Below are 25,498 nucleotides of genomic sequence, written 5' to 3'. Positions count from 1 at the left end.
AATGAGCGACGACAAGGCGATCTGGCCGCCGATCGAGCCGATCTCGGCCGGCCTGCATGGCCGCTGCCCGCGCTGCGGCGAGGGGCGGCTGTTTTCCGGCTTCCTCACCGTCGGCAAGCGCTGCACCAATTGCGGCCTCGACTATTCCTACGCCGATGCCGGCGACGGACCGGCGGTCTTCGTCATCCTGATCATCGGTTTCATCATCGTCGGCCTGGCGCTCTGGGTCGAGGTGACGTTGAGCCCGCCGCTCTGGCTGCATCTGCTGCTCTGGATCCCGCTGGCTGTCGTGCTGTGCCTGACGGCGCTTCGGCTGATCAAGGGCGTGCTGCTGACGCTGCAATACCGCAACAAGGCGGCCGAGGGCCGGCTGGATCGCGGCGAATGAGCGAGGCATCCATTAGAGCTGGTGGCCGCTCGCGGCCACGGACGGCATTGCTGCTTGGCCTTGGCCTGGTGTTGCTGCTGATCCTGCTGGCGCTCGGCACCTGGCAGGTCCAGCGCCTGCACTGGAAGGAAGGCCTTCTGCAGACGATCGACCAACGCACCCATTCTGTGCCGCGGCCGTTCGCCGAGGTCGAAAGAGAATTCGCCTCGACCGGAGACGTCGACTATACGCCGGTAACCGTCAGCGGCACCTTCCTGCATTCCGGCGAACGGCATTTCTATGCCACCTGGGAAGGCGAAGCCGGCTTCAACGTCTACACGCCGCTGGCCCTCGACAATGGCCGCTTCGTCCTGATCAACCGCGGCTTCGTGCCCTACGACCTCAAGGATGCCGCCAAGCGCGCGAAGGGGCAGGTGACCGGCGAGGTGACGGTCACCGGCCTCGCCCGCAACCCGCTGCTGGCAAAGCCGTCGATGATGCTTCCCGACAATGACGTGGCGAAGAACATCTTCTACTGGAAGGACCGCGACGCGATGGCGGCGAGCGCCGGGCTGCCAGCGGGCGCCACGCTGGTGCCGGTCTTCATCGACGCCGACAAGACGCCGAACCCGGGCGGATTGCCGGTCGGCGGCGTCACCATCATCGACCTGCCGAACAGCCATCTGCAATATGCGATGACCTGGTATGGCCTTGCCGCCGCACTCGCCGCCGTGCTCATCCTGCGGCTTCGCCGTCCCGCGAAAGACGAATGAAGGCGATCGACGCCCCCCTTTCTACCGATGCACTTGACAGGGCAGGGGTAGGCCCCTCATTTCGGCTTTGATCAACCGGCCAGGATTCATGCTTCAGACAACCACCAAGCCTCCCCTGACGATCCGGCTCTGCCAGCCGCGTGGTTTTTGCGCCGGCGTCGACCGCGCCATCCAGATCGTCGTGCTGGCGCTGAAGAAATATGGCGCGCCGGTCTACGTCCGCCATGAGATCGTGCACAACCGCTACGTCGTCGAGGGACTGCAAAGCCTAGGCGCCGTCTTCATCGAAGAGCTCTCAGAGATCCCCGCTGAACATCGGCAGTCGCCGGTCGTGTTCTCGGCGCATGGCGTGCCGAAGTCGGTGCCGGCGGACGCGCAGGCGCGCAACCTCTTCTATCTCGACGCCACGTGCCCGCTGGTGTCGAAGGTCCACAAGCAGGCGATGCGCCATCAGCGGCTTGGCCGCCATGTGCTGCTGATCGGCCATGCCGGACACCCCGAGGTGATCGGCACCATGGGCCAACTGCCGGACGGCGCGGTGACGCTGATCGAGACCGAGGCCGACGCCGCGAAGCTTGCGCCTGCCGATCCGCAGGCGCTCGGCTTCGTTACCCAGACCACGTTGTCGGTCGAGGACACCGCCGGCATCATCCGCGCCTTGCAGGATCGCTTTCCGCAATTGCATGCCCCGGCGGCGGAATCGATCTGCTACGCCACCACCAACCGCCAGGAGGCGGTCAAGGAAACCGCGGCCGGCGCTGATCTCTATCTGATCGTCGGCGCGCCCAATTCCTCCAATTCGCGGCGCCTTGTCGAAGTGGCGGAGCGTGCCGGCGCCTCGATGTCGCTTCTCGTACAGCGCGCCGCCGAGATTCCGTGGAATGACATCGCCGGCATCTCGACGCTCGGCCTGTCGGCAGGGGCGTCGGCGCCGGAGATCATCGTCGACGAGATCATCGACGCGTTCCGGCAACGCTTCGATGTCACGATCGACCTGGCCATTACGGCCACGGAAACGGAGGATTTTCCGGTCATGCGGGTACTGCGCGATGTCGAACTGACGCGAGCCGACATGGCTTTCGTCAATGGAGCCGCGTAAGGCACATGGCGGTCTACACCGACGTTGCCGAAGGCGAACTCGGCGCATTCCTGAAGCACTATCCGGTCGGCGATCTCCTGTCCTACAAGGGCATCGCCGAAGGCACCGAGAACTCGAACTTCCTGCTGCACACCTCCAGCGGCGCCTACATCCTGACGCTCTATGAAAAGCGCGTCGAGAAGGCGGATCTGCCGTTTTTCCTCGGGCTGATGGGCCATCTCGCCAAAAAAGGCGTGTCCTGCCCGCTGCCGGTGACCGCGCATGACGGCAGCGTCATCGGCACGCTCGCGGGCCGGCCGGCGGTCATCATCACCTTCCTCGAAGGGCTCTCGCTGCGGCGGCCGACATCAACGCATTGCGGCGAGGTCGGCAAGGCCTTGGCGGCCCTGCATCTGGCCGGAGCCGACTTTTCGATGACGCGTCCGAATGCGCTCGCCATCGATGGCTGGCGCAAGCTTTGGAACGCCGCCCGCGACCGCGCCGACGAGGTTGAGCCGGGCCTGGCGGCCGAGGTCGATGCCGACTTCGCCGACTTCGAGCGGAACTGGCCGAAGGATCTTCCCCAAGGCATCATCCATGCCGATCTTTTCCCGGACAATGTCTTCTTTCTCGGCGAAAAGCTTTCCGGTCTGATCGACTTCTATTTCGCCTGCGACGACCTCTACGCCTATGATGTCGCCACCTGCCTCAACGCCTGGTGCTTCGAGAAGGATTTTTCCTTCAACCTGACCAAGGGCAAGGCATTGCTGGCCGGCTATCAGAGCGTGCGTCTGCTGAGCGACCAGGAAAAGGCGGCGCTGCCGATGCTGGCGCGCGGATCGGCGTTGCGCTTCATGCTGACCCGGCTCTACGACTGGTTGACCGTTCCCAATGGCGGGCTGGTGATGAAACGCGACCCGACCGAATATATCCGCAGGATGCGATTCCATCGGGCGATCAGGTCTCCTTCGGAATATGGATTGGCATGAGCAAACACGTTGAGATCTTCACCGACGGCGCCTGTTCGGGCAATCCCGGCCCTGGCGGCTGGGGCGCAATCCTGCGCTTCAACGGCACTACCAAGGAGCTTTCCGGCGGCGAGGCAGAGACCACCAACAACCGCATGGAGCTTCTCGCTGCCATCTCGGCGCTGAATGCGTTGAAGGAAACCTGCACGGTCGACCTTCACACCGACAGCAAATACGTCATGGACGGCATTTCCAAGTGGATCCACGGCTGGAAGAAGAACGGCTGGAAGACCGCCGACAAAAAGCCGGTCAAGAACGGTGAGCTCTGGCAGGCGCTGGATGAGGCCAACAGGCGCCACAAGGTGACCTGGAACTGGGTCAAGGGCCATGCCGGCCATACCGAGAATGAACGCGCCGACGAACTCGCGCGTGAAGGCATGGCGCCGTTCAAGAAAGGCCCGTTAAAGCCAGCCGCGCAGACAAAGCAGCCGGTGGTGGCAAAGGTTCGGCGCTCGACCCAGAGCTATTGAATTCGAAAAATTGTTGAGAACTGACGTCGGAAAATTGCTCGCTGGTGCGGTTGCTCCGCAGCCTTCATAGACATAGGCCGCCCTGTCGCCGAGGCCGTGACAACGACTGTGGAGGGAACTATTATCCGTAAAGTTGACAAGCAAAATTTGGCTTGAGTCCGAAGCCTTGAGATGGGTGGAGAAAATGAATCAGCTCATGGAGACAGCCTATCAGATATTCGACCCTCTCCTTCGGTATATTAGAGAGCAACAGAAGAATAGTGATAACAGAGAGCAGTGGCAAAAACTCAGCGATCGTATTTCAGAATTGATATATAAATACCCTGGCGACAGGGAGTATGAAAGCATCGGATCGAATTCTATTGAAATACCAGAAGCACATATTGGTGAAATTTTTGGAATATACGTACAGTGCGCTAGAGAGTTCCGTAAGAGCTCATTTGGTACCGATTATATCTCAATGGCGCCGCTAAATGATATTTTTGATGTCATAAGCTCTATTCGATAAAATAGGTGCCAGTACACTTTTGCATGGTTCCAACGCATGCCCGCCGATTTCGTCATGGCCTAGCCATCGGTACCCGATGACTCGAAAACATTCTCAGCGGATCAGCAGCGCCGTGCCGTAGAGCCCGAGTGCGAACACCGTATGCGACACCAGGTTCAGGGCACGGATCTGCATCGGGTTGGGGCGCTTGGAGGCAGCCCAGCCGGCGCCCAAGCCGGGTGCCAGCAGGAACCAGCCGGCGCCGACGGTGACGATGCCGAGGATGAAGGCCGGCAGGAAGGTCGGCGCTGCCAGCCAGGCCGCTCCCGCCAGTACCACCAGGATGATGCCGTAGACGATACCGACAAGATAATGAAAGGCCCAGCCGAGCGCCACTTCATGCGCGTACGGCTTTGCATCGCCGATATCGTCGTGAAAGACCTTGTCGCTGAGATGCCAGACCCATCGACCGACCGGTCCCCAATTCGGCCGTGGTTGGCCGAATGCCTTGTGGAGGAACATGGCCCAGATATCCATCAGCGCCGTGGCGCCGATGCCGATCGCGATAGTGCGCCAGAAGATGTCAGACATCGTCGCGGTCCCCCCAAAGCGGTCGGGCGAGGCGACCTTGCGGTCCCTGGCCCGACGCTGTCGCCGAGATTCAGAGCTGTCCCAGAATGTGAGCCGCGCCGGACTCGTCGACACCGGGCTTGGTCTCGACATTGAGCGCGGTGACCTTGCCGTCCTCGACGATCATCGAAAACCGCTTCGAGCGCAGTCCCATGCCGCCCGCGGAAAGGTCGTTATCGAGGCCGACTGCCTTGGCGAAATCCCCACTGCCGTCGGCGAGATAGAGGATCTTGCCCTCGCCGCCAGTGAAGCGCGCCCAGGCGCCCATGACGTGGACATCGTTGACCGAAACGACGGCGATGGTATCGACGCCGCGTGCCAGGATGGCGTCATGGTTTTCGAGATAGCCTGGCAGATGGTTGTTGCTGCAGGTCGGCGTGAAGGCACCTGGAACGCCAAACAGCACGACCTTCTTTCCCGAGAAGACCTCGGCTGACGTGATCGCCTTCGCGCCATCTGCGGTCATCGTCTTGAAGGTCGCGTCAGGCAGTTTGTCGCCAACGGAAATGGTCATGAGTTCCTCGCTTGGGGAATGGGGAAGGACGTATCCTTGCCTAGCGAACTCAGCGGCCTCCTGCAACCGCCGAGCAGCGGCATCAGGGAAAAGGCAGAACCCCTTCGACTGCGCCGGTCGAACTGGTCAGCGTATAGTGAAGCCCGCCATCCGTGGGCGTCGTCGAAGGGCGGTCCAGGATCGGCACGGTGAAGATCAGCTTGCCGTCCTTTTCGCTGCGGGCAGGGCTGCCGAACATGTAATCCCGCTCGCCGGCGACAAAGAAATCCGCCGCCTCCGCATCGCCGGGAAAGCTAGCCTCGACAACCAGAGTCTCGTGGTCGCCCGGCAGCACGTTGATGCCGAAATCGGACCTTGCGGGTGTGGGCAACGCCGCGAAACTCGCCTTCACCAGCGCCGTGTCTTCGGCATTGTTCGGGTCGGAGCCGGGATCGACGGTCAGCCGCGTCTGCACCGGAATGCAGATCGTTTCGCAAATACCGAGAAAAATGTCAGCGTCGATGACGGCTGGATCTTTCGCCGCCGACAGGGTGAACACGACCGGCAGCGAAACCGGATAGTCGTAGCCTGCCCATTTGCCATAGCCGTCGTCATGACGCTGTGGTGCCGGGAAGGAAAGCTGGGCGTCGGCGATGTTCGTGCTGCCTGAAATGTCGAGCTGCGGCGGCACGCCAGCGTCGCCCGGATCACGCCAGTAGGTCTTCCAGCCGGGCTTGAGCGCTATGTCGAGAACGCCCTGGATGCGGCCGGCGGCATCGGCTTTGCCGCTCGTCACCAGCCGGACCTTGCCGCCTTCGCTGTTGTACCACGACGATGAAGAGGCGGCGGCGGGAAGAGCGGTTGCCGATCCGATGGCAGCGCCGAGCAGCAGGATTTTCAAGCTTTGCATGGCGGTGATTTGATAGTCCGTTCGTGGCCGCGCAATGGTTTCATGGCCATTGCCGGTATCATATTTGCGTGACCTCGAGGGAGGAATGCTTGGCCCGGTCGCATAGGCTTTGGTCGAATCACGCACAGTGCATCTTTTCGACGCTTTGGAAACGCGTTACCTTCGCCGTCATGGACTTGTTGCGCCACAAGAAGACAGCCGCCAGCCGCGGCTTTCTCGACGATCAGTTCCTGATTGCCATGCCCGGCATGAAGGACGACCGCTTCACGCGCTCGGTCATTTACGTCTGCGCGCACAGCGATGAAGGCGCCATGGGGCTGATCATCAACCAGACACAGCAGATGCTGTTTCCGGACCTGCTCGTGCAACTGGGCATCATGAACGAACAGGAAGCGATCCGCTTGCCGGCGCAGGCCCGCGATTTCGTCGTGCGCAATGGCGGGCCCGTTGATCGCAGCCGGGGCTTTGTCCTGCATTCGGGCGACTACCGGGTGGAATCGTCGCTGACCGTTTCGGACGACATCTGCCTGACCGCGACCGTCGACATATTGCGCGCCATTTCGTCTGGCCGTGGCCCGCGTCACGCGCTGATGGCGCTCGGCTATTCGGGCTGGGGCGCCGGCCAGCTGGAGACCGAGATCGCCGAGAATGGCTGGCTGACTTGCCCGGCCAACGCCGAGCTTCTGTTCGACACCGACATCGAGCGCAAATACGATCGGATCCTTGCCTCGATCGGCATCGACCTCGCCCATCTCAGCCTCGCTGCCGGACACGCCTGAACCTCATCACAAAGGCTCTCAGGCTTGCGTCAGCGGATACTGTTCCTTTAGCGTCTTCAGCACCTGGTCGCCCGGCATCGGTGCGCCGAACATGAAGCTCTGCACATATTCGCAGCCCATCTGGCGCAGTTCCAGCGCATCGCTTTCGTCCGAAATGCCCTCGGCGACCACAGACAGGCCGAGTTCATGCGCCATGTTGACCATGGATTTGAGCAGCACCGCGCGTTTGGGTGTGTTGTCGTCGACGAAGCTCTTGTCGATCTTGATGGTGTCGAAGGGAAAACGCGTCAGATAGGCCAGTGAGGAATAGCCGGTGCCGAAATCGTCCAGCGACAGACCGATGCCGAGCTGCTTCAGCTTGGTCAGCACATGGGCGGTCTGCTCGGGATTGTCCATCACCAGCGATTCGGTGAGTTCGAGCCGGAAGCAGCGCGGCTTCAGATTGGCGCGTGCGATAACCGAGCGGACGTCGCTGACCAGATCGCGACGGATGAGCTGGCGGCTGGACAGGTTGACCGAGACCGACAGCGGCGCGTCGCCGATCTGCTTTTGCCATCCGGCGAGGTCTTCGGCCGCCTGCTGCATGGCGAACAGGCCGAGCTGCACGATCAGCCCGCAGCTTTCGGCGACCGGGATGAAGTCCGCAGGTGGGATCATGCCGCGGCGCGGATGATCCCAGCGCAAAAGGGCCTCGAAGCCGGCGACGCTGCCATCCTCCAGCCGCACGATCGGCTGGTAGGCGAGCGTGAATTCGCGCCGTTCGATGGCGCGGCGCAGGTCGGATTCGAACTGCAGCCTGTCGGTGCCGACGGTGCGGAAGGCCGGGCGGAACGGCTCGATCCTGTCGCCGCCGAAGCGCTTGGCCTGATGCATCGCAAGCTCGGCATCCTTGACCATGTCCTCGGCCGACATCTGCGGCGAATTCCAGGTGATCAGTCCGATCGACGCGGTGAGCACGATCTCGCGCTTGGCGAAGGTGATCGGGTTGTTGATGGCATGCTTGATGGCATCGGCGACCGCGGCGATGCGGGCCGGGTCCTGTTCGGACAACAGCATCAGCGCGAACTGGTCGCCGGCAAAGCGCGACAGCGAATCCTTCGGCTTGAGCAGCCTGTGCAGGCGGCGTGCAATGGTCAAAAGGATGGTGTCGCCGGCCGAGATGCCGAGCCCGTCATTGACCTGCTTGAAACGGTCGATGTCGATGACGAAGACGGTCGGGCGCACTTTTTCTTCGGTGCGGGCGATCGAGATGATCGCTTCCAGCCGGTTCATCAAAAGCTCGCGGTTCGGCAGGCCGGTCAGATTGTCGTGCACGGCGTCGTGCAGCAGCCGCTCTTCGGACTTCTTCTGCTCGGTCACGTCGACCATGGTGCCGACGCAGCGGATGACCTCACCGTCTGATCCGATCACCGGGCGCGCTCGCAGCGAGAACCAGTGATAGTGCCCGTCGGCGCCACGCAGGCGGAAGTTCTGCGACACCCGGCCGCGCCGGTGTTCCAGCACCACGTCGAGTGTCGTGCGGAAGGTATCGCGGTCGTCGGCATGCAGCACCGGAAGCCAGTTGCGCGCGGCACCGCCCAGGCTGTTGGGCGCCAGGCCGAGCTGGATGCTGACATCGGGCTTGGTGACGACGCGGTCGCGCAGCACGTCCCAGTCCCACACCGTATCGCCCGATCCGGCTACCGCCAGCGCCTGCCGCTCAAGGTCGGAGAACAGGCCCTGGTGCAGTGCCCCGCCGGCAAAGGCGTGCTGCATGACAGTGAAGCCGATCAGAAGGATGATCAGGATCAGGCCGCCGCCCAATGCCGGCTGGGCGATGTCGTTGTCGAGCATGCCGGTGATCGCCATCCACGACCCGCATAGCCACAACAGCACCATGACCCAACTGGGCACCAGCATGATGGCGCGGTCGTAGCCGCGTATGCCGAGGAAGATGATCAGGCCGAGCCCGGTCAGCGCGGTGGCGGCGAAGGACAACCTGGCGATGCCGGCGGCGACCGCCGGATCGACGATGGCGACACCGGCGATCAGCACCAGTCCAAGGATCCAGACCAGCGCGCCGTAACTGAAATGGCCGTGCCATCGGTTGAGATTGAGATAGGCGAACAGGAACACCACGAAGGTTCCCGCCAGCGCCACCTCCGTTCCCGCTCGCCACATCTGCTCGTTGCCGGGTGAGATCTCGATGATCTTGTTGAGAAAGCCAAAATCGACGCAGATATAGGCTAGCACCGCCCAGGCAAGTGCCGCGGTCGCCGGGAACATCGAGGTTCCCTTGACGACGAAAAGGATGGTCAGGAACAGCGCCAGCAGGCCGGCGATGCCAATGACGATGCCGCGAAACAGCGTGTAGGAATTGACCGAGTCCTTGTAGGATTCCGGGTCCCACAGATAGACCTGCGGCAGCTTCGGCGAGGCCAGTTCGGCGATGAAGGTGATCACCGTGCCCGGGTTCAGCGTCACCCGGAACACGTCGGCGTCGGGGCTGGTCTGGCGGTCGAGAGCGAAGCCCTCGCTGGGCGTGATGGCGGCGATACGCGTCGAGCCGAGATCCGGCCAGAAGATGCCGGAATTCACCAGCCGGAAATGCGGCGCGACGATCAGTCTGTCGAGCTGCTGGTCGGTGGTGTTGGCTAGCGCGAACACGGCCCAGTCGCCGGTCGAGCGCGCATCGTTGGCCTCGACCTCGATGCGCCGCACGATGCCGTCCGGTCCGGGAGCGGTCGACACCTGGAAATTCTCGCCCTGGTTGCGGTAGATCTCGACGGCGCCGGAAAGGTCGAGCGCGACGTCGTCGCGGGCAATCTTGATCGGCTCGACGGCGAAGGCCGATGATGCCGCGCACAGCGTCAGGATTGTCGCGAGGACAAAGGCGAACAGCGGCCCGTTTCGCAGGAAATTCGCCAAAAATCAGTCCTTCGTTCCAACGCCCGGCGGATCGTCCGCGATCCGGGCGTAGAGGTAGTGGTCCTGCCAGATGCCGTTGATCCTGAGATAGGATCGCAGAAGTCCTTCGCGCCGGAATCCGGCTTTTTCAAGCACGCGGATCGACCGGGCGTTGTCGGGAATACAGGCCGCTTCGATCCGGTGCAACCGCAGCGTATCGAAGGCGAAGCGCGCCACCACCTTGACCGCGTCGGTCATCAGGCCGCGACCACCAAAGCGCTCGCCGATCCAATAGCCGACATGGCCGCTTTGCGAGACGCCATGGCGTATGTTGCCGAGCGTGATGCCGCCTGCCAGCTTGCCGCTGCTCTTTTCGAAGATGAAGAAGGCGATCGCGGTTCCCTGCGCATAGTCTTCGCGGTAGCGGCTGATGCGCAGCCGCCACGCGGCGCGGTCGAGTTCATCGGGCGTCCAGCGTGGCTCCCATGGTTCGAGGAAGGCACGGCTTTCGCCACGCACCGTCGCCCATTCGCGGTAATCATTCGTGAAGGGCACGCGCAACGTGACGCGGTCGCCCTTCAGCGCCGGTAGATCGCGGCGAAAGAAAGGGAGCGCGAACACGACGCTTCGGGGGCTAGACGGCGAGCTTGCGGGTCGTGGTCTGCGTGCCCGCAAGCGAATCGAGGATCGCCTCGTATGGCGCCAGCGTACCCACAGGCCCGACAGCTGTAAGCGTCGGCTTGGTCGAGAACAGCCGTGACGACAGGTCGGTCAGGCGCTCGATCGTGAGCGCCGACAGCCGTTCCATCAGTTCCTCCTTGGCGATCGGCCGGCCGAACAGAAGCAGCTGCCGTGCGATCTGCGAGGCGCGGCTGGCCGGGCTTTCGGCGGACATGATCAGCCCGGCGCGATATTGGGCGCGGGCCCGGTCGAGTTCTTCCTGCAGGATGTTCTCGCCGGCCTTCTGCAGTTCGTCGATGATGACGGGCACCAGTTCGGCGATGTCGCTCTGGCCGGTCGCGGCATGGACGCCGAAGACGCCGGTGTCGGAAAAGCCCCAGTGGAAGGCATAGACCGAATAGCACAGGCCGCGCTTTTCACGGACTTCCTGGAAAAGACGCGACGACATGCCGCCGCCGAGGATCATCGACAGCACCTGCGAGGCATAGAAGTCGCGCACATGATAGGCGCGGCCCTCGAAGCCCAGCACGATCTGCGCGTCCATCAGGTCGCGATCCTCGCGGAAGTCGCCGCCGACATATTGCGCATATTGCGGGATGGTGCTGTCAGCCTTGCTGCGGAAGCCGCCGAGTTGCTTTTCGACCTCGCGCACGAAATTGTCGTGCTTGATGTCGCCGGCAGCGACGATCACCATGCGCTCGGCGCCGTATTGCCGTTCGATGAAATCGTGCAGCTGCTTCGAGGTGAAGGATTTGACGGTTTCCGGCGTGCCCAGGATCGAGCGGCCGATCGTCTGGTGGCGGAAGGCCGTCTCGGTGAAACGGTCGAAGACGATGTCGTCGGGCGTGTCATGCGCGGCGCCGATCTCCTGCAGGATCACATGCTGCTCGCGTTCGAGCTCCTGCGGATCGAACTCGGACTCCTGCAGGATGTCGGCAAGAATGTCGACGGCCAGCGGCACGTCGTCGGAGAGCACCCTGGCATAGTAGGAGGTGGTCTCGACGCTGGTGGCGGCATTGATCTCGCCGCCGACGTCCTCGATTTCCGAGGCGATTTCGAAGGCGGTTCGCCTTTTCGTGCCCTTGAACGCCATGTGTTCGAGCAGATGGGCCATGCCATGCTCTTCATCACGTTCATTGCGGGCACCTGACTTGACCCAGGCACCAAGGGCAACCGATTCGATGCTTTGAAGGGTTTCGGTGGCGACTGTCAGGCCGTTCGACAGACGGCTTACCTCAACACCCATATGGCTACTACTCCCTAACGCGCCGCCCGCGCGCGGCGGCCGACGTAATCTTCCACCATTTTCAGGTCGGATGGAAGTACCGTGTATTTTTCCTCTGATGTCATCAACCCACCTAGCCATGCGGGCAGTGCGGGCGAGACGCCGCTGGCAGCTTCGACGGCGGCCGGAAACTTTGCCGGATGGGCGGTGCCAAGCACCACCATCGGCACGGCGCCCGCCGCCTTGCCTACCGCGACATGCACGGCTGCCGCGGTGTGCGGATCGAGCAGGTAGTTGCTGGCCGCGAGCGTCGAGCGGATGGTGGCGGCGACCTCGTCCATCGTCGCGCGGCCGGCATCGAATTCGGACCGCATCCTGGTGATTTGCTGGGTTTCGATGGTGAAAGCGCCGGACTGTTTCAGGCCGTCCATGTAGCGCCGCACGGTCGCGGCGTCACGGTCGGAAGCCTCGAACAGCAAGCGTTCGAAATTGGACGACACCTGGATATCCATCGACGGCGAAGTGGTCGCAAAGACGCCCTTGGTGCGGTATTCGCCGGTTGCGAAAGTGCGCGCCAGGATGTCGTTGTCGTTGGTGGCGATAACCAGCCGTTCGATCGGCAGGCCCATCTTCTTGGCGGCGTAGCCGGCGAAGATATCGCCGAAATTGCCGGTCGGCACCGTGAAGGAGACCGGCCTGTCCGGCGCGCCCAGCGACAGCGCCGAGGAGAAATAATATACGATCTGGGCCATGATGCGGGCCCAGTTGATCGAATTGACGCCCGACAGCGCGACCCGGTCGCGAAAGCCGTGATCGTTGAACATATCCTTGAGCAGGCCCTGGCAATCGTCGAAATTGCCTTCGATCGCCAGCGCATGAACGTTTTGCGCTGTCGATGTCGTCATCTGCCGCTGCTGCACCGGCGAGACGCGGCCATGCGGGAAAAGGATGAAGATGTCGGTGCGGCTGCGCCCGGCAAAGGCATCGATGGCGGCTCCGCCGGTATCGCCTGAGGTGGCGCCGACGATGGTGGCGTGCTGATCGCGTTCGGCAAGCACATGGTCCATCAGCCGGGCCAGAAGCTGCATCGCCACGTCCTTGAAGGCGAGCGTCGGCCCATGGAAAAGTTCCAGGATGAAGGTGTTGGGGCCGGTCTGCACCAGCGGGCAGACGGCCTCATGGCGGAAGGTGGCATAGGCTTCGCGGACCAGGCGTTCGAAGACCGGCGCCGGGATTTCGTCGCCAAGGAACGGCGACAGCACGCGGATGGCAAGGTCGGGATAGGCAAGGCCGCGCATGGCGCGGATCTCGGCTGCGGAAAACTGCGGCCACTCGCGCGGCACATAGAGCCCGCCATCGCGCGCCAGGCCAGCCAGCACGGCATCGGAAAATCCAAGCACGGGCGCTTCGCCGCGGGTACTCACATATTGCATCGTCACAAATCCATTGCTGCTTGGCTTTTCCGTCCACCGCAAGGTGGTTAATTTCTGCGCTGGCTCAGTCGCATTTTTGCCGCGCGGTTGATATACGTCACCAGCTTTGCGAGAGGGAAGTGCAGTTTCATGGCGTTTCATACATTCAGCGGTCGCTTTTTGGCGGGTCTTGCGCTCACTGGCTTTATGCTTGCCGCCGCCGGCTGCCAATCGGGCGACAATGGCATCCTGAACCTCGGTTTTGGCAAGAAGGATCCGACGGCGCCACCGCCGCCACAGGATCCCAAGGTCCTGGCCAGCCAGTTGCAGGCCTATTGTCCAAAAGTGATGGTGCGCGACGGTACGGCCTTCTTCAACACCTATGCCAAGGACGCCCAGAAGTCCAAGCCGAGGAAAAAGGCCGATGCCGCAGAGGATGCCCAGGCCGCAGCCGACCCGACCCTGGCGCCGCCTGACGATTCGGACAAGATCATCTACCAGGCATCGATCAGCGACGTGACCCGCGACTGCGTCCGCGCCAATGGACAGTTGACGATGAAGATCGCCGTCGCCGGCAAGATCGTGCCGGGGCCGAAGTTTTCTCCGGGCACCATCACCATGCCGATCCGGGTCGCGGTGATGCATGGCACCGATGTTCTCTATTCGCAAATCCACCCGTATCAGGTCCAGGTGACCGATCCCTCGGTCGCTACGCAATTCGTCTTCACCGATTCCAATGTTGTCGTGCCCGAGCCGACGGCGAAGGACTATCAGGCCTATGCGGGCTATGATGAAAACGCGCCGAAGGCGACGACCGACAAGCCGAAGAAGACAAGGAAGAAAGCTGCGGCGATAAACTAAGTCTCGGCGATTATGCGAAGCGTGCGTCGCCGCGCACGCCTCTCAGGCATCCGCCGACCACTCCGATAGCGCCGCGATCACGCTTTTCAACTCCGCCCAGCGGCGGATCACCGTCTCGGCGCCGGCCTCCGTGAGTGCGTCGGCATGGCCGGGATAGCTGTGGCCGGCACCGGTGAAGCCGATCACGCGCATGCCGGCCGTCCGGGCGCCATGAACGCCGTGCACGGAATCCTCGATGACGAAAGTGTTCGCCGGGTTGGCGTTGAGTTTTTCCGCCGCAAACAGGAACACGTCCGGGGCCGGCTTGGTCTTCTTGCTTGGTATCTCCAGCGCTGAAAAGATCCGGCCGGCGAAAAACGGCAGCAGGTGCACTTTCTCCAGCATGAATTCGATCCGCTCGGAGCGCGAATTCGAGCAGACGCAGTGCGGCACGGTGACCGCGGCGACCGCCTCGCGCGCGCCGTCGATGGCGCGGACGTCGCTGCGCAATTTGCGGTCGACCAGGTCTTCGGCGCGGTCGATCAGTGAGGCCTGGAAGGGAATCTTCGACTTTTCCTCGACCCGCATCAGGATGTCCTTGAAGGTCAGTCCGGCATAGGTCTCGGCAATCTCCTCCGCCGAGATTTCGTATCCGGCCAAGGTTATCAATTCAGCCTCGACCCGCGCGGCGATGATTTCGGAATCGACGAGCACGCCGTCGCAATCGAAGATGACAAGGTCTGGCTGGGGCATGGTGATCCGGACAATGGGAGGATGAAGGGGCCTCTGAAGGCTCAGGCGGCGCGGCATACACCAACGGGGCGACCTTCGCAAATTCGCAAGTCCGCAGCTTTGACCTTCACCGAATATTTACGCTGATCGGTAACCATAACAGAGAGTAAAACTGTAACGCGTGCCTTGGGTGTCAGAATGTCAGCCGTGCGTCTTCTCGACGAGCTATCCCACGCTCCCCACCAATCCGAATGGCTGGACACGATCCTCAAGGGCGACTGCGTCGCCGCGCTCGATCGGCTGCCGGAAAAGTCGATCGACGTCATTTTCGCCGATCCGCCCTACAATCTGCAGCTCGACGGCGACCTGCACCGGCCCGACCAGTCGAAGGTCGACGCCGTCGACGACGACTGGGACCAGTTCGAGAGCTTTGAGGCCTACGACGCCTTCACCCGCGCCTGGCTGTTGGCGGCGCGCCGGGTTCTGAAGCCGAACGGCACCATCTGGGTGATTGGCTCCTATCACAACATCTTCCGGGTCGGCGCCAAGATGCAGGATCTCGGCTTCTGGATCCTCAACGACGTCGTCTGGCGCAAGACCAATCCGATGCCGAACTTCCGTGGCCGCCGGTTCCAGAACGCGCATGAGACGATGATCTGGGCGTCTCGCGACCAGAAGGGCAAGGGCTATACCTTCAACTACGAAGCCATGAAGGCCTCGAACGACGACATCCAGATGCGCTCCGACTGGCTGTTTCCGATCTGCACCGGCGGCGAGCGGCTAAAGAACGACAATGGCGACAAGCTGCATCCGACGCAGAAGCCGGAAGCCTTGCTTGCGCGCATCATGATGGCCTCGACCAAACCGGGCGACATCGTGCTCGACCCGTTCTTCGGCTCCGGCACCACCGGCGCGGTGGCCAAGCGCCTCGGTCGCCATTTCGTCGGCATCGAGCGCGAGCAGGCCTATATCGACGCCGCCAACGAGCGCATCGACGCGGTGCGGCCGCTGGACAGCGCCGACTTGACCGTGCTCACCGGAAAGCGCGCCGAGCCGCGCGTCGCCTTCGTCAGTCTCATCGACACCGGACTGATGGTTCCGGGCGCCACGCTCTACGACGCCAAGAAGCGCTGGGCGGCCAAGGTGCGCGCCGACGGCACCGTGGCGATCGGCGACAGCGCCGGCTCGATCCACAAGATCGGCGCCGAAGTGCAGGGCCTGGACGCCTGCAACGGCTGGACCTTCTGGCACTATGAGCGCAGCGGCGGCCTGACCCCGATCGACGAGCTTCGCCGCATTGCACGGCTTGGCATGGAGCGGGCAGGGGCCTGAACCCCTGCCAATTGCCGCACATTCCCGTTGATGCAAAGACTCAACAGATCGCTTGAAGCGATTCAAATCACGCCTTGATTCCGAGGCGTTCAAGGTCTGCCTGAAGCGTCTTGGCATCGGTGAACAGCACCGCTTGCCAGCCGGCCGCCTTGGCGCCGTCGACATTCTTGGGGCTGTCGTCGATGAACAGCGTGGCCGACGGCTCGAGCCCGAACGCGGCGACGTGATGATCGTAGATACCGCGATCCGGCTTAATCATACCGACTTCGCCGGAGATTGTGACGCCACGCGGCCGGTCGAGAAAATCGAAGCGTTCGCGCGCCTCGGCCAGTGTGTCGCTGGCGAAATTGGTCAGCATGGTCACGTCGTGGCCGCTCTCGATGAGGCCCAGCATGATGGCGACGCTGTCGTCATAGGCGTGCGGCACCATGTCGTGCCAGTAGCGGCGGAAATTGCGAATGTTTTCCGCGTGATCGGGATGCTCTGCTATCAGCAGCGCTTCGGCCTCTTCCCATGTCCGGCCGCGATCCTGCTCGATGTTCCAGTCATGCGTACAGACATTGTCGAAGAACCACTTTCTCTCTTCGGCATCCGGAATGAGGCGGCTGAACGGGATATTCGGATCGTAGTGGATCAGCACTCTGCCGATGTCGAAAACGATGTGGCGGATTTCAGTCATGGGGCCTCTTTGCACTGTGTGGCGACGGTTTTTTCGTCGCGCCGGGTATCGCAGCCTCGATTGCCTTTTTCATGACAGTGGGCAGCGCTTCGCCTGAAATGTCTGAGGGCAGCGACCAGAAATGGCCAGCTGGCGTCTCGCCGTTGGTGTGGGCAAGGAACACGTCGAGCTCGAGTGCGAAATGGGTGAAGACATGCGCGATCCGCCCCGTGAGCTTCCAGTTGCCGGGAAAAGGTGCGGCCGCTTGCGTGGTGGCGCCGTCGACCCGCGCCGTCCAGGCGGTCGTAGGCACTTCGGTCATGCCGCCAAGCAGGCCTTTCTCCGCCCGTTTGCGCAGCAGGATGGCGCCGTCGCTTCGCACGGCGACGAAGGCCGCGCCGCGCCGCAGGGGCTTGTCGGCCTTGGGCAGCCGCACCGGGAAGTGCTCGGGATCGCCTGAAACGACCGCGCTGCAATCTTCGCGCAGCGGGCACAGCATGCAGCGCGGCCGGCGTGGTGTGCAGATCGTGGCGCCGAGATCCATCATCGCCTGGGCGAAATCGCCCGGCCTTGTCCCTGGCACCATGCGCTCGACATGCGCGCGTATCTCGGCCTTGGCTTCGCTCAGCGGCGTTGTGATCGAAAACAGCCGGGAGATGACGCGTTCGACATTGCCGTCGACGACGGCGGCGGGGCGGTCGAAGGCGATCGCCGTGATCGCCGCCGATGTATAGGCGCCGATGCCGGGCAGCTCTTTGAGGCCGGCCTCCGTGTCGGGAAACCGGCCGCCACGCTGGGCCACCAGGTCGGCGCAGGCCTTGAGATTGCGCGCGCGGGAATAGTAGCCGAGCCCGGCCCAGGCCTTCATCACGTCTTCGGTCGGCGCCGCGGCCAGCGCCCCGACATCAGGCCATTTTTCGACGAAAACCCGAAAATAGGCCTTCACCGCTTCGACCGTGGTCTGCTGCAGCATGACTTCGGACAGCCAGATGCGGTAGGGATCGGGCCGTATTCCGCGCGCATGCTCGCGCGGCGTGATCCGCCACGGCAACTCGCGATGATGCACATCGTACCAGCCGAGCAGGCGAGACGCGATGTCACTGTCTTGGGATGTGGCCTTGCGGGTCTGGTCTGCTGGTGCCATTGGTCGGGAATTGGCCTTGGCCGATACTGATGAAGGTCGTGGCTGGAGAACGTACATGGCAGGGAGAACGCCCTACGGCAATCCCGTCCCGGTCAGCGATCTTGCGACCAAAATCCTCGATCCGGTGCTGCGCAAGCGGGCCGGCATTTCGATCGGCCTTGTCCAGTCGTGGGAAGAGATCGCCGGGCCACGCCTTGCCAGCCGCTCGCGTCCCGAAAAGATCCAGTGGCCGCGCCGCATGCATGAAGACGATCCGTTCGAGCCGGCGGTGCTGGTCATCGCCTGCGAAGGCATGGCGGCGCTGCATCTACAGCACGAGACCAGCGAGATCATCAACCGGGTCAACGCCTTCCTCGGTTTCACCGCCATCAGCAGGATCAGGATCCTGCAGAAGCCGGTGACAACGGACAAAGGAAAACGCAAACCGACCTTCAGGCCGCTAACCGCGGCCGAGAAGACGAAGTTGTCCTCGACCGTCGGCCTGGTCGACGATGATGGGCTGCGCGCCTCGCTGGAACGGCTTGGCGCGACCATTCTGGGGGAAAAGAAGTCATAGATTTGTCGTCAATATCTCGGATTTGTCTTCAATATCTCGCATTCGTGATCGCCCCTGTCAGGTTTCGCGATTGGATTGGGGACACAGATGCCTTAATTCGCGCCAACTCTCGCCTTTTCGTGCCTTTGCATTGCAAAATCCAACCCTTGTCAGGTGATTCGTATGAACCGTCCTCCGTTTGGCCAAAGCTTGTCTCGCAGAAACGTCCTGACTTCGCTGGCCGCCATTCCGGCGGTCGCCCTGCTCGCTGCCTGCAGCGACTCTGGCGAGCAAGCCAAGGCGGCGGATGTGAAGCCCGCGGATCCGGCCGCGCCTGCGAAGCCGGCCACGCCGGCGGCCGCTACTGCGCCGGAAGCCCAGGGCACCGTGGATATGGCGGAACTGCTGAAGCCGGGTGCGCTGCCCGATAAGCAACTCGGCAAGGACGACGCCAAGGTCACCATCGTCGAATACGCCTCGATGACCTGCCCGCATTGCGCGCATTTCGCCGAGACCACCTTTCCGGACTTGAAGACCAAGTACATCGACACCGGCAAGGCCCGCTACATCCTGCGCGAATTCCCGTTCGATCCGAGCGCCGAAGCAGGATTCATGCTGGCGCGCTGCGCCAAGGATAACTATTTCCCGATGGTGGACGTCCTGTTCAAGCAGCAGGCGAATTGGGTTGGAGTGCCCAGTACCAAGGATGCGCTGCTGCAAATCTCGAAGCTCGCCGGTTTTACACAGGAGTCCTTCGAAGCCTGCTTGACGGACCAGAAACTTCTGGACGATGTGAGATCGGTCCAGAAGCGCGGCGCCAATGAATTCAAGGTCGACTCGACACCGACCTTCTTCATCAACGGTAAGACCTACAAAGGGGCGATGTCGATTGAGGAAATGTCGGCCATCATCGACCCTCTGCTCTGACGTCCAGGCAGCGCCGAAGCGACGGCGCTTCGGCGTGCGCGCCCATTTGTCGTGCCGCGGATTTTCTTCGCAAAATCGCGGGATTCTGCGTTTCCGTGAAACGGTGAACCGCTCTAGTGGGCGGCGCGAATGAAGTTTTCGCGCCTTCGCCTCCTCGGCTTCAAGTCCTTCGTCGAGCCCGGCGAGTTCGTCATCGAACGCGGCCTGACGGGTATTGTCGGGCCGAATGGCTGCGGCAAGTCGAACCTGGTCGAGGCGCTGCGCTGGGTGATGGGCGAAAGCTCGTACAAGAACATGCGCGCGTCCGGCATGGACGACGTCATCTTTTCCGGCTCGGGCACGCGCCCGGCACGCAACACCGCCGAAGTCACGCTCTTCCTCGACAACAGCGACCGCAGCGCGCCTGCCGCCTTCAACGATGCCGACGAACTGCAGGTTTCGCGCCGCATCGAGCGTGAGGCGGGCTCGCTCTACCGCATCAACGGCAAGGAAGCGCGCGCCAAGGATGTGCAGCTTCTGTTCGCCGACCAGTCGACCGGCGCGCGCTCGCCATCGATGGTCGGGCAGGGTCGCATCGGCGAACTCATCCAGGCCAAGCCACAGGCGCGGCGTGCTCTTCTCGAAGAGGCGGCAGGCATTTCCGGTCTGCACACCCGTCGCCACGAGGCCGAACTGCGGCTGAAGGCCGCCGAACAGAACCTGGAGCGCCTGGACGACGTCGTCGGCGAGCTGGAAAGCCAGATCGAAAGCCTGAAGCGCCAGGCGCGGCAGGCGTCGCGCTTCAAGAACCTGTCGGCCGATATCCGCAAGGCCGAAGCGACGCTGCTGCATCTGCGCTGGACACTGGCCAAGACGCAGGAAGGCGAGGCACGCTCGGCGCTGGCGGTTGCCACCGCACTGGTCGGCGACCGCGCCGCAGCCCAGATGGCCGCCGCAAGGGAGCAAGGCATCGGCGCTCACCGCTTGCCGGATTTGCGCGACGCGGAAGCCGCCGCTGCCGCCGCCTTCCAGCGCCTGTCGATCGCCAGGTCGCAGATCGAGGAGGAAGCCGGCCGCATCCGCGCCCGCCAGAGCGAGCTTGAGCGCCGGCTGCAGCAACTCGACGGCGACATTGCGCGCGAGGAGCGCATGGTTCGCGACAATGCGGATATTCTTGAGCGCCTTCGCACCGAAGAGGCCGCGCTCAATTCCGAAAATGCCGGTGCTGCCGAGCGCGAGGCCAGCACCCGCGCGGCTTTCGAACAGGCAGCATCGACGCTTGCCGCAAGCGAAGCCAAACTCGCCGCGCTGACCGCCGAACGAGCCGAGGCCGCCGCTTCGCGCAATCAGATCGAACGGACTCTGCGCGACACCGCCGAGCGCCGCGACCGTTTCGGCCGTCAGCTTGCTGATGTCGACCGGGAACTGTCGGACATCCTCTCCAAGGTCGCCGGCCTGCCGGATCCGGCCGAGAAGCGCATGCTGGTCGAACAGGCGATGGCTCTGCTGGAGGAGGCTGAGGCTGCCGTGGCGGAGGCCGAGCAGTCGGTCATCGATGCCCGCGCCACCGAAAGTGCGGCCCGGCCACCGCTACAGGACGCCAGGGCCGAACTGGCGCGCATCGAGACCGAAGCGCGCACGCTGGCCAAGATCCTGAATGCCGCCAGTGGCGATCTCTTCCCGGCCGTGCTGGAGCAGATCAGCGTCGAACGCGGTTTCGAGACAGCGCTTGGCGCGGCGCTTGGCGAAGACCTTGACGTGCCGCTCGACCGCAGCGCGCCGGTGCATTGGGGCGAAAGCGAGATCCAGCCCGGCGACGCCGCTCTGCCCGAAGGCGTCAGGAGCCTTGCCAGCGTGGTTCACGCGCCGGCACAGCTCGCTCGCAGGCTGGCGCAGATCGGCATCGTCGAGACCGGCGATGGCCGCCGGCTGCAGGCGCTGCTTGCTCCTGGCCAGCGGCTGGTCAGCCGCGAGGGCGCGCTCTGGCGCTGGGACGGCTTTACCGCCAGTGCCGACGCGCCGACCGCCGCCGCGCAACGGCTGGCGCAGAAGAACCGGCTGGCCGAGCTCGATGCCGAAGCGGTGCAGGCGACGCTCATCCTGCGTCAGGCCGAGGAGGCGCTGGCCCAGGCCGAACAGGCGCTTCGCCTGGCGAGCGAGACCGAGCGCAATGCGCGCCAGGCCGGACGTGACGCCCAGCATCGGCTGGACGCTGCCCGCAACGCGCTGGCCGAGGCCGAAAAGGCTGGTGGCGAATTGGCGAGCCGGCGCGCGGCCCTCGATGAGGCGCGCGCTCGCATCGTCGACAGCCATGAGGAGACCTCGGCGGCCTTCGCCGAGGCCGAAATGCTGCTGCAGGACGCGCCTGATCTTGGCGATTTGCAATTGCAGCTCGAACAGTCCTCGGCCAATGTCGCCCGCGACCGCGCCACGCTCGCCGATGCACGAGCCGTCCACGAGGGTCTGCGCCGCGAAGCCGAGGCGCGCACGCGCCGGCTCGATGCCATTGGCGCCGAGCGCAGCAACTGGCTGGAGCGGGCCGAAAATGCCTCGACGCAGATCGCATCGCTTGGCGAACGCAAGGCCGAGGCCGAGGCCGAACGCGAGCGACTGGCGGATGCGCCCGATGAAATCGACGCCAAGCGACGCGCCTTGCTGTCGCAGCTCACCGAGGCCGAGACCTTGCGCAAGGCGGCCTCCGATCGTTTGCAGGAAGCGGAAACCCGGCAATCCGAAATGGACAAGGCGGCCACCGGCGCCATCCAGTCGCTGGCCGAGGCGCGCGAGACCCGTGTCCGCGCCGAAGAACGGCTGACGGCGGCCGACGAACGCCGGCTGGAGGTCGAGGCGCGCATCCAGGAAACGCTCAACACGCCGCCGCATCTGGTCATCCGCCATACAGGTCTGGAGGCCGACAGCCCGATGCCGGAGATGGCCGAGATCGAGCGCCAGCTCGACCGGTTGAAGATCGAGCGCGAGCGGCTTGGCGCCGTCAATCTGCGCGCCGAGGAAGAGCAGAAGGAGCTTTCCGACCGGCTGGAGACGATCGTGTCGGAACGCGAGGACATCATCGAGGCGATCCGCAAGCTCAGGCAAGCGATCCAGAGCCTGAACCGCGAAGGCCGCGAGCGGTTGCTTGCCGCCTTCGACGTGGTCAACAGCCATTTCCAGCGGCTGTTCTCGCATCTGTTTGGCGGCGGCACGGCGGAGTTGCAGCTGATCGAATCCGACGATCCGCTCGAGGCCGGGCTCGAAATCCTGGCCCGTCCGCCCGGCAAGAAGCCGCAGACCATGACGCTGCTGTCCGGCGGCGAGCAGGCATTGACGGCGATGTCGCTGATCTTTGCAGTGTTCCTGACCAATCCGGCGCCGATCTGCGTGCTCGACGAAGTCGACGCGCCGCTCGACGATCACAATGTCGAGCGCTTCTGCAATCTGATGGACGAGATGGCCGCCACCACCGAGACGCGTTTTGTCATCATCACCCACAACCCGATCACCATGGCGCGCATGAACCGGCTGTTCGGCGTGACCATGGCCGAGCAGGGTGTCAGCCAGCTTGTATCGGTCGACCTGCAGGCGGCCGAGGCGATGCGCGAAGCGAGCTGATCCGCCGGCGGTAAGCTGCCGCGATTCCGAGTTTGACCATGGAACTGAGACTGGCCGGTTGAGCTCGATCGGTCACGATTTGAGTACCGCCGTGCACATTTTTGCGCGACATGCCGGCCCGCCTAAAAATAGGTTCTCGGCTCGACAAGGTTCTTCTGCTGGCGAAGATAGAAACAATAGAAGCCGAATGCGGCAGCGAGCCACATGAAGGCCTCGCCGATCGCCAGCCGGTTGTTCGAATTGCTGAGAATGGTGAGGGCGAAGAAGACCAGTGTTGAGATGTAGCAGGACCATGCGGCCGGAGCGATAAGCTTGGCCCGCATGGCCAGCAGGACTTGTCTGGACGACCAGGTGTAGAGAAAGCCAAAGAACGCCAGCCCGACCACACCATAGCGCACGGCTATCTCCAGATAGCCGTTGTGGAAGACGTTGAAGATCATGGGATGATAGGTCCTGTTCTGCCATTCGGTGAGCCAGCTGGAACTGGCTCCGAAGATCGGGTGGCGTTTCCAGACCTCGATCGCATCGGCCCACAGCATCAGCCGTTCCTTGGCCGCAACCGGAACCGTATTGCTCGCGATGGCGCGGTCGAAGGCCGGGAGGACGCCATGGCTCAAGACATCCGAAACCAGGCTCTTGACGAAGACCATGGTGTCGCCGGCGGTGGACCAGAAGATGTTGTGTGTGGCGACAACGCCGGCTGCCACGATCGCCAGCACGCCGCCCCCGATCATCAGCTCGCGGCGATGGCCTCTCGCCAGCGTGATGACCGCCAACAGGAGCAGGACGAGCGCGAGCGCAAGCCAGACGCCCTTTGACCGCAGCGCAATGATGTTGGCGAGGGCAAACAGCAGGACGGCTGCCGACAGCGCCCAGTACAGGCTCCGCGTTATCTGGTTCAGGTCCGTTCTTTGGGCCGTGTGTGCCATGAACTGCAGCGTGCAAAGGAAGATGAAACCAGCCGCCACCGACGCGTGAATGGGATTGTTGAAAAGCCACGGCTCCGGTCTGGTTCCGTGAAGGATGTCCGAATAGCCGGTGTCCGCCGCCAGGAAGACGAGACTGAGGATCATGAACCAGAGGACGAGCCGCCCAGGCCGCCTGACAAACAGCAAGAGGGCGAAGCCGGTCGTCGCATAAAACAGCGGAAACAGGTAGATGCCTTCGGCGGCACCCAACTGGTGGGTGCCGAAATAGACGATCGCCAGTCGGATGAAGACATAGAGCGACCAACCCAGGCAGAGACCGCCGACCCATCCGATCAGTGGCTTGCTGTAAGTCCACAAATCCTGCCTGAACCAGCGGATGGCTGCGACCGCGGCGAGCGCTATCCCCGCATAGCGGTAGGTGTCAGCCTCGCGCCAGACCGAGGAGATCATGGCGAGAATGGCGAGTGTCGCAAGTGCCGCAAGTCCAAGAAAGAGGTTGTTGCGCGGCGCGTCGTCCCTGGCGTAGTCCGGGGTTTCCCGCGGTAAGGGCGGCCGTAGCAGCACGTGATGCACGCGGCTCAACTCGTCCTTGGCCCGGAACGCCCCGGCGTCCAGCCGGCCCGGCCAGGGAAGCCGCGCGAATTTATAGCTGCCCGAGGGGCCGGCTATGCCGGAAATCTTGCTGCTGGCGGCGAAGCCGAGCACGTTTTTGCGGACCGAATAGACTTTCAGGCCGGTATCCCAAAATCGTTCGATTGCGACGTCCCACGGCATTTTCATCACGGCGAGCGCCGACAACAGCCCCTGCGCCCCCTCCCGCGTCACCAGATAGGCGGCGGCCGAGCCTTGCGGGCCATGCAGCGCGCGACCGATCTCGTCGCCTTCCGTCGTCTCGACGGCGCTCATGAAGAAGCTCATGCGATGGTTGTTTAGCTTGATGACGTCGAAATCCGGCACCGCGGCGATGATGGCCTGGATGCGCCGCATGGTGTTTTCGCTGAAGAGAACGTCGTCCTCGACAATCAGGCCATAGGCACCACCACCGGCCAGGAACATTTCCAGCGCCTGGATATGGCTGCGGTAACAGGCATATTCGCCGGGCAGAATGTCGCGGCCGCTCAACTTGCGCGCGGTTGGAAGATCGATCTCCGTCCAGTCCTCCTTGGCAAGCGCGCGGCCGTCGATGGCGGCATTGCGCTGCAAGGTCAGGCCGGCCGCTTCGGCGCTGGCGAGCAATCCGCTCCAGCGACCGGTCTCGCGATCAAGGTTGATGGCGAAGATAGGAAGGCTCATTGAAGTTCCATTTTGGACCGCCACCCATCTTGGTCGAATCTTCGATGACCTTGTATGGAAAAGAGAGAGATGTTCAAGGCGATACTGTTCAGACCCTGTGCAAAATGGCGACCCCGATTTGCCGCGATTGCATTGGTTTTGCTGAACTTATGACGCAGTAGAATTATTGGCCAATCGGACTCATGGGAAGATCGCAAAGGGACTCTCGGGGTCCGATGTGTCCGGAACGGACCCATGGTCGCTTGGCTGGAGCGCCAGGACATTAATCCAACCGCCTATAAACTTGGGGGCAACGTCACGA

23 protein-coding genes are annotated in these 25,498 nt (G+C 63.0%); 12 read left to right on the top strand and 11 right to left on the bottom strand.

The annotated features are described in order from the left end of the window. Nucleotide 1: 1 nt before the first annotated feature. The 6 genes from ACFFNA_RS28070 to ACFFNA_RS28045 all read left to right on the top strand — a co-directional run bounded on the left by ACFFNA_RS28070 (nt 2) and on the right by ACFFNA_RS28045 (nt 4,224). Entirely contained in the window at nt 2–388 is a 387-nt protein-coding gene (locus ACFFNA_RS28070) for a DUF983 domain-containing protein (protein WP_111546006.1), read from the top strand. After that, nucleotides 385–1,140 carry an SURF1 family protein gene (locus ACFFNA_RS28065; protein WP_378923178.1) on the top strand — a complete coding sequence of 252 codons (756 nt, stop codon included), beginning with the start codon at nt 385–387 and terminating at the stop codon, nt 1,138–1,140. Before ACFFNA_RS28070 ends, ACFFNA_RS28065 begins: the two co-directional genes overlap by 4 nt. Nucleotides 1,141–1,228: 88 nt before the next feature. Next, nucleotides 1,229–2,239, top strand: coding sequence for a 4-hydroxy-3-methylbut-2-enyl diphosphate reductase (gene ispH / locus ACFFNA_RS28060; protein WP_111546004.1), 1,011 nt, complete (start codon nt 1,229–1,231; stop codon nt 2,237–2,239). Between the two features lie 5 nt (nt 2,240–2,244). Beyond that, entirely contained in the window at nt 2,245–3,207 is a 963-nt protein-coding gene (locus ACFFNA_RS28055; protein ID WP_378923177.1) for a homoserine kinase, read from the top strand. Next, nucleotides 3,204–3,716: a ribonuclease HI gene (gene rnhA / locus ACFFNA_RS28050; protein WP_378923176.1), complete on the top strand. Its 513-nt coding sequence runs from the start codon at nt 3,204–3,206 to the stop codon at nt 3,714–3,716. The genes ACFFNA_RS28055 and rnhA overlap by 4 nt, the downstream gene beginning before the upstream one ends. 184 nt (nt 3,717–3,900) lie before the next feature. After that, entirely contained in the window at nt 3,901–4,224 is a 324-nt protein-coding gene (locus tag ACFFNA_RS28045; protein ID WP_378923175.1) for a hypothetical protein, read from the top strand. A gap of 93 nt (nt 4,225–4,317) precedes the next feature. Here ACFFNA_RS28045 and ACFFNA_RS28040 read toward each other — a convergent pair whose 3' ends face one another. The 3 genes from ACFFNA_RS28040 to ACFFNA_RS28030 form a co-directional block, all read right to left on the bottom strand. Continuing rightward, the gene (locus ACFFNA_RS28040; protein ID WP_378923174.1) at nt 4,318–4,794 is read right to left on the bottom strand and encodes a DUF2938 domain-containing protein; all 477 of its coding nucleotides are present in this window, start codon (nt 4,792–4,794) and stop codon (nt 4,318–4,320) included. A gap of 70 nt (nt 4,795–4,864) precedes the next feature. Next, complete coding sequence (locus tag ACFFNA_RS28035) at nt 4,865–5,347, bottom strand: peroxiredoxin (protein WP_111545999.1); 483 nt, start codon at nt 5,345–5,347, stop codon at nt 4,865–4,867. An 82-nt stretch (nt 5,348–5,429) separates the two neighbouring features. Then, entirely contained in the window at nt 5,430–6,236 is an 807-nt protein-coding gene (locus tag ACFFNA_RS28030) for a protein-disulfide reductase DsbD domain-containing protein (protein ID WP_378923173.1), read from the bottom strand. A gap of 170 nt (nt 6,237–6,406) precedes the next feature. On the opposite strand from ACFFNA_RS28030, the gene ACFFNA_RS28025 reads away from it, so the two are divergent. Beyond that, on the top strand, nt 6,407–7,015 hold the full coding sequence (locus tag ACFFNA_RS28025) for a YqgE/AlgH family protein (RefSeq protein ID WP_091576862.1): 609 nt from the start codon (nt 6,407–6,409) through the stop codon (nt 7,013–7,015). Between the two features lie 18 nt (nt 7,016–7,033). Here ACFFNA_RS28025 and ACFFNA_RS28020 read toward each other — a convergent pair whose 3' ends face one another. The 4 genes from ACFFNA_RS28020 to thrC are packed head-to-tail and all read right to left on the bottom strand — an operon-like array spanning nt 7,034 to nt 13,240. Beyond that, nucleotides 7,034–9,922, bottom strand: coding sequence for an EAL domain-containing protein (locus ACFFNA_RS28020; protein WP_378923172.1), 2,889 nt, complete (start codon nt 9,920–9,922; stop codon nt 7,034–7,036). A 3-nt stretch (nt 9,923–9,925) separates the two neighbouring features. Continuing rightward, on the bottom strand, nt 9,926–10,522 hold the full coding sequence (locus ACFFNA_RS28015) for a GNAT family N-acetyltransferase (RefSeq protein ID WP_111545997.1): 597 nt from the start codon (nt 10,520–10,522) through the stop codon (nt 9,926–9,928). A 13-nt stretch (nt 10,523–10,535) separates the two neighbouring features. Next, nucleotides 10,536–11,828 carry a M16 family metallopeptidase gene (locus ACFFNA_RS28010; RefSeq protein ID WP_378923171.1) on the bottom strand — a complete coding sequence of 431 codons (1,293 nt, stop codon included), beginning with the start codon at nt 11,826–11,828 and terminating at the stop codon, nt 10,536–10,538. Between the two features lie 14 nt (nt 11,829–11,842). Beyond that, nucleotides 11,843–13,240: a threonine synthase gene (gene thrC / locus ACFFNA_RS28005; protein WP_378923170.1), complete on the bottom strand. Its 1,398-nt coding sequence runs from the start codon at nt 13,238–13,240 to the stop codon at nt 11,843–11,845. Nucleotides 13,241–13,369: 129 nt separating this feature from the next. On the opposite strand from thrC, the gene ACFFNA_RS28000 reads away from it, so the two are divergent. Further along, nucleotides 13,370–14,080: a hypothetical protein gene (locus ACFFNA_RS28000; protein ID WP_378923169.1), complete on the top strand. Its 711-nt coding sequence runs from the start codon at nt 13,370–13,372 to the stop codon at nt 14,078–14,080. 42 nt (nt 14,081–14,122) lie between these two features. Here ACFFNA_RS28000 and ACFFNA_RS27995 read toward each other — a convergent pair whose 3' ends face one another. After that, nucleotides 14,123–14,812 carry an HAD family hydrolase gene (locus ACFFNA_RS27995; protein WP_111545993.1) on the bottom strand — a complete coding sequence of 230 codons (690 nt, stop codon included), beginning with the start codon at nt 14,810–14,812 and terminating at the stop codon, nt 14,123–14,125. A gap of 177 nt (nt 14,813–14,989) precedes the next feature. Here ACFFNA_RS27995 and ACFFNA_RS27990 point away from each other — a divergent pair, with 177 nt between their 5' ends. Continuing rightward, the gene (locus ACFFNA_RS27990; RefSeq protein ID WP_378923168.1) at nt 14,990–16,123 is read left to right on the top strand and encodes a site-specific DNA-methyltransferase; all 1,134 of its coding nucleotides are present in this window, start codon (nt 14,990–14,992) and stop codon (nt 16,121–16,123) included. Between the two features lie 67 nt (nt 16,124–16,190). Here the strand turns inward: ACFFNA_RS27990 and ACFFNA_RS27985 are convergent, their stop codons facing one another. Together ACFFNA_RS27985 and mutY are read right to left on the bottom strand one after the other, a co-directional pair. After that, nucleotides 16,191–16,802, bottom strand: a complete 612-nt coding sequence (locus ACFFNA_RS27985; RefSeq protein ID WP_378923167.1) for an HAD family hydrolase — start codon at nt 16,800–16,802, stop codon at nt 16,191–16,193. Beyond that, entirely contained in the window at nt 16,795–17,925 is a 1,131-nt protein-coding gene (mutY, locus tag ACFFNA_RS27980) for an A/G-specific adenine glycosylase (RefSeq protein ID WP_208647118.1), read from the bottom strand. The genes ACFFNA_RS27985 and mutY overlap by 8 nt, the downstream gene beginning before the upstream one ends. A 55-nt stretch (nt 17,926–17,980) precedes the next feature. Between mutY and ACFFNA_RS27975 the strand changes: the two genes are divergently transcribed. The 3 genes from ACFFNA_RS27975 to smc all read left to right on the top strand — a co-directional run bounded on the left by ACFFNA_RS27975 (nt 17,981) and on the right by smc (nt 22,975). Beyond that, on the top strand, nt 17,981–18,481 hold the full coding sequence (locus ACFFNA_RS27975) for a DUF721 domain-containing protein (RefSeq protein WP_378923166.1): 501 nt from the start codon (nt 17,981–17,983) through the stop codon (nt 18,479–18,481). A gap of 162 nt (nt 18,482–18,643) precedes the next feature. Continuing rightward, nucleotides 18,644–19,387, top strand: a complete 744-nt coding sequence (locus tag ACFFNA_RS27970; protein WP_111545988.1) for a DsbA family protein — start codon at nt 18,644–18,646, stop codon at nt 19,385–19,387. Between the two features lie 129 nt (nt 19,388–19,516). Further along, nucleotides 19,517–22,975: a chromosome segregation protein SMC gene (gene smc / locus ACFFNA_RS27965; RefSeq protein WP_378923165.1), complete on the top strand. Its 3,459-nt coding sequence runs from the start codon at nt 19,517–19,519 to the stop codon at nt 22,973–22,975. A 122-nt stretch (nt 22,976–23,097) separates the two neighbouring features. Here smc and ACFFNA_RS27960 read toward each other — a convergent pair whose 3' ends face one another. Then, nucleotides 23,098–25,197 (bottom strand): O-antigen ligase family protein, encoded by a 2,100-nt coding sequence (locus ACFFNA_RS27960; RefSeq protein ID WP_378923164.1) that lies wholly within the window; start codon nt 25,195–25,197, stop codon nt 23,098–23,100. Nucleotides 25,198–25,498 lie beyond the last annotated feature (301 nt).

This window comes from Mesorhizobium kowhaii, from assembly GCF_042431665.1.
Lineage (GTDB): Bacteria > Pseudomonadota > Alphaproteobacteria > Rhizobiales > Rhizobiaceae > Mesorhizobium > Mesorhizobium kowhaii.
This window is presented reverse-complemented; position numbering and strand designations above follow the sequence as displayed.